At 62.7% G+C, this 4,136-nt stretch carries 5 protein-coding genes; 4 read left to right on the top strand and 1 reads right to left on the bottom strand.

Annotated elements, in window-relative coordinates; translation table 11 throughout:
* Positions 1–31: 31 nt before the first annotated feature.
* On the bottom strand, positions 32–589 hold the full coding sequence (locus AC1D1X_RS17090; RefSeq protein ID WP_477668871.1) for a hypothetical protein: 558 nt from the start codon (positions 587–589) through the stop codon (positions 32–34).
* 187 nt (positions 590–776) lie between these two features.
* Between AC1D1X_RS17090 and AC1D1X_RS17085 the strand changes: the two genes are divergently transcribed.
* From AC1D1X_RS17085 to AC1D1X_RS17070, 4 genes are all read left to right on the top strand, one after another.
* Positions 777–1,406: a hypothetical protein gene (locus tag AC1D1X_RS17085; RefSeq protein ID WP_477698725.1), complete on the top strand. Its 630-nt coding sequence runs from the start codon at positions 777–779 to the stop codon at positions 1,404–1,406.
* Positions 1,407–1,418: 12 nt separating this feature from the next.
* Positions 1,419–2,594: a sensor histidine kinase gene (locus AC1D1X_RS17080; protein WP_477668873.1), complete on the top strand. Its 1,176-nt coding sequence runs from the start codon at positions 1,419–1,421 to the stop codon at positions 2,592–2,594.
* Positions 2,591–3,250, top strand: a complete 660-nt coding sequence (locus AC1D1X_RS17075; protein WP_477667613.1) for a response regulator transcription factor — start codon at positions 2,591–2,593, stop codon at positions 3,248–3,250. The genes AC1D1X_RS17080 and AC1D1X_RS17075 overlap by 4 nt, the downstream gene beginning before the upstream one ends.
* A gap of 152 nt (positions 3,251–3,402) precedes the next feature.
* A complete protein-coding gene (locus AC1D1X_RS17070; RefSeq protein ID WP_477667612.1) occupies positions 3,403–3,822 on the top strand; it encodes a CBS domain-containing protein in 420 nt (139 codons plus the stop codon).
* Positions 3,823–4,136 lie beyond the last annotated feature (314 nt).

Below are 4,136 nucleotides of genomic sequence, written 5' to 3'. Positions count from 1 at the left end.
CTTCTGCGCTGGTCATGAAAGGCAAGCCACTTTATTCAAACTTGAGGCTGGAGAAAAATGTCTCGGCCACCTCGGGCGCGATGCGCGGGGCATACATCACCACCTGGAACACCTGCGGGCCTTGCACAAAGTAGGCGGCCTGCCCGCTCACCGGTTTGCCGTCGGGACCCTGCCCATCGGCCTTGACCAGCGAGGCTGGCGGCAGCGTGGCAGCGCCGGGTAACTTGAGCGGTGACACCTGCGGCGCAGGCCCGGCCTTCATGTTCGCCAGCGTGAGGCTTTGCCACTGTGCGAGCACGGGCGCCGCTTTTGACGCGTCGCCGAGGTCGGCCACCGCCACGGCAAAGGTGGCGCCGCCGGCATCACAACCCAGCATGCGCAAGGTAGTTGCCGGGCCACCCAGTGGAACCACTTTTTCGGCTTTGTCGGGCTTGCAGGGCAAAAGCAGCGCCAGGCGCGTGCCCTCGGGCCGCACTTCGCGCCAGTTCAGCGCGGGGCTACAGGCCACGAGCAAGATCATCACTGTCAGGGCAAAGGCGGCGACCGGCCGCGGCGAGAGGTGCGCGGCGCCTCCAGAAATCGTAAGCATGCCTTGGACTTTACAGGGAATCAAAAAAAGCAGCCCGTTTTGGGGCGAACCTGGGGCAAGCCGCTCCGTCCAGCCCGCTTCAGTACCGATTTTGGGTTGATACAGTCCCGGCCACGCACCAAGCTGGGCACGATGTTTGCTCATGCCCGCATGTGCAGTATGGAAAGAACTCCGGCTTTGCCATGCCATGATGCGGTCCAACAATCACAACCGTTCAATGATGATGGATTTGAAAACACACCGATTACTGGCTGCTCTGCTGCTATGTGCTGCAAACCCTGTCTGGGCTTTGGAGCTGCAGAATCAAAACTTTAGCGACGACGAAATTTTCTCGGCTGTCGTTAACCGGTTTAAAAAGCCGCTTCAACACCGGTTCAACCCTGCCTCTACGGATGAGCGAAAACCTTTGCTGGTGCTGGGTCCAGCACTGAAATTCGGCAAAAAAATGCAGTCCCAATCGTTTATCCACCTGACGCAGCAGGAGCTGGTTGAGCAGCAACAGGCGGTTTTTATATTGGTAGAGAAGGCGCGCCCGAATCCTGAGCGGACCGAACTCTATGTGGACTACGACATACCGAGCAATGCGTCTTTCGGCGTGCTGAAGGTTTATCCCAAAGATGGTGTGCTGGTCGTTGAAAGTCTTGACAGCTTCCGGTCATCCTCAGGCGCAAGGGCCACTTACGGCAAGCTGTACAAGGGCGTGGCTTGCCAGGACAACACGGAAATGGCTTACCGCTGGAACTACTACGAGCGCAGTGGCTCCGGCGGGCGTTGCCCTGACAAGATGTTTACCGAATTTACGGACTACGGCGGTTAACCGAACTACGCCATGCCCGCACCCGCCCACCTTCCCGGCGCCAACCAGCCTGTCTGGCGCGACAAGCTGTCACAGCTGCTCGAATCCACCGGCGAAGGCATTTTCGGCATCGACATGGATGGCTGCTGCACATTCATCAACCGTGCCGGCGCCGAGCAACTGGGCTATGCCCCCGCCGACGTGCTGGGCCACAACATGCACGAGCTGGCCCACCACTCGCATGCCGGCGGCGAGCACTACCCCGAGCACCTCTGCCCCATCTTCAACGCTTTTCGCAAGGCCTTGCCTTGCCGCATCGACACGGAGCTGTTCTGGCGCAAGGACGGCAGCGCGTTTGCGGTCGAATATTCGTCGCACCCCATCGTCGAAGGCGGCGTGGTGCAGGGCGCGGTGGTCACCTTTGTCGACATCTCAGGGCGCCGCCAGGCCGAAGACGCACTGCGCCAGGCGCATGCGGTGCTGGAGCAACGCGTCAGCGAACGCACCCAGGCCTTGTCTGAAGCGCTGCAGCACCTGCGCGAGCTCACCGCCTACACCCACACTGTGCGCGAGGAAGAACGCACGCGCATCGCGCGCGAGGTACATGACGAGCTGGGCAGCCTGTTGGTGGCGCTGAAGATGGACGTGGGCTGGCTCGACAAACGCCTGGGCGAACAGCAGCAGCGCGAACCCGGCGACGCGCAGGCCATGCGCGACACCATGCGCAGCAAATGCCAGAACATGGGCCGGCTGATTGAAAGCGCGGTCGATAACGTGGGCCGCATCATCACCGACCTGCGCCCCAGCATCCTGGACCACCAGGGCCTGTGGGCGGCGCTGGACTGGCAGGCCCATGAATTCGTGCAGTCGGCCGAACTGGCGCTGGACTGGCAAATGGACGTGGCCAATGCGGTACCGCTGCCCGAGGCTTCAGCGATTGCCATCTTTCGCATCTTCCAGGAAATGCTCAGCAATGTAGGCCGGCATGCGGCTGCCAGCCGCGTGGCCATCACCATACGGGCCACAGCCAAAGACATCAGCATCGCCGTGCAGGACAACGGCCGCGGCGCCGAAGCCGCCGCCTTTGAAGCAGCCAATGCTTATGGCGTGATGGGCATGCGGGAGCGCGCGCGCCACCTGGGCGGCAGCCTGGAGATCACCAGCCGGGTCGGCCACGGCTCTCTCCTTCACCTTCGGATCCAGTTATGAGCACCCTCAAAATCCTGATCGGCGACGACCACCGCATCGTGCGTGAAGGCCTCAAGCAGGTGCTGGCCGACGCGCCCGAAATTGAAGTGGTGGCCGAAGCGGAGACCGGCCCCGACATCCTGCAGCGCGTCGACGCGTTGGGTGGGGACAAAGGCCTGAGCGCCGTGCTGCTGGACATTGCCTTGCCCGAGCGCGATGGCCTGGATGTGCTGCAGGCGCTCAAGAAAAACTGGCCTCGCCTGCCTGTGCTGATGCTCAGCACCTACCCTGAGAAGCAGTACGCCGTGCGCTGTATCAAGCTGGGGGCGGCGGGCTACCTGAATAAAAGTGCCAACCCCGATGACATGATTGCCGCGGTGCGCAAGGTGGCGGCCGGTGGCCTGTACGTTTCAGCCGCCACGGCCGAAGCGCTGGCCAGCGCCGTCGGCGGCAGCGGGGGACGCAGCGGCGCCGAAGCCCTGTCGCACCGTGAACACCAGGTGTTCCGCCTGCTCACGGCCGGCAAGTCCGTGGGCGAGATCGGCACGCAACTGGGCCTTGCGTCCAACACCGTAAGCACCTACCGCTTGCGCATCCTGGAAAAAACCGGCGCCAAAAACGACGTGGAACTGGCACTGTATGCCGAGCGCCATGGCAGGGCGCCTGCCGACAGCTGACCGCAACACGTCAAACGGCCTTGTCCTACGGCCGCTCGGGTACCCATGACCGGAAAAAACACGCACGCGCGGGGCATGCTGGCTGCAGACGGCGATGTCGTTCCGATATCGCCCAGCCCAGACCCAAGCTCACCCATCCAAGGAGTATTTTTATGACGACCGTCACCGACGTGATGACCCGCAACGTGCGAACCATGGCCCCCGGCAATACCGTGGCAGACGCCGCGAAAGCCATGCGCGAGCTCGACGTGGGCGTGATCCCTGTGTGCGAGGGCGACAAGCTGCTCGGCATGGTGACCGACCGCGACATCGTGCTGCGCGCCGTCGCGGAGGGCCTGAACGGCGGCACGCCGCTGTCTACCGTGATGAGCACCGACATACATACCGCACGTGAAACTGACGACCTCGACACGGTCCTTGCAGACATGGCGTCCCGCCAGATTCGCCGTCTCCCGGTTCTGGACGGCTCGCAGCGCCTGGCCGGCATCATTTCCATCGGCGATATCGCGGTCAAGGGCCAGGACGAAGAGGATGTGGGGCAGTCACTGGCCGACATCTCGTCTCCGGCCTGAGCCAGCAGAGGTAGAGGCAGGGCCCGCGCCCTGCGCGAATTTGGTGCGTGACAAAACCGGTGCGCCACCGTGAGCCCGGCGCAACGCTGCTGAAGGTGAAAGAAACCAGCTGACGTATCTGCCTGCGCGCAGGCCTGCGCAGCCAAAACCAGCATGGCGGCACCGTGGTTGCTGTTTGCGGGCCGGTTTTTGTAGTGGATGCCCTACACCCTGTCATGGCATCCACAGCGAAATGCGGCAGCTGCCGCGCTTTCGCCCCAATTGGCCCAAATTGGCCCGCTGCTTGCAAGTCAGGCGCATCTTCCAAAGAAAGG

This window comes from Polaromonas sp. P1_G4, from assembly GCF_056405475.1.
This window is presented reverse-complemented; position numbering and strand designations above follow the sequence as displayed.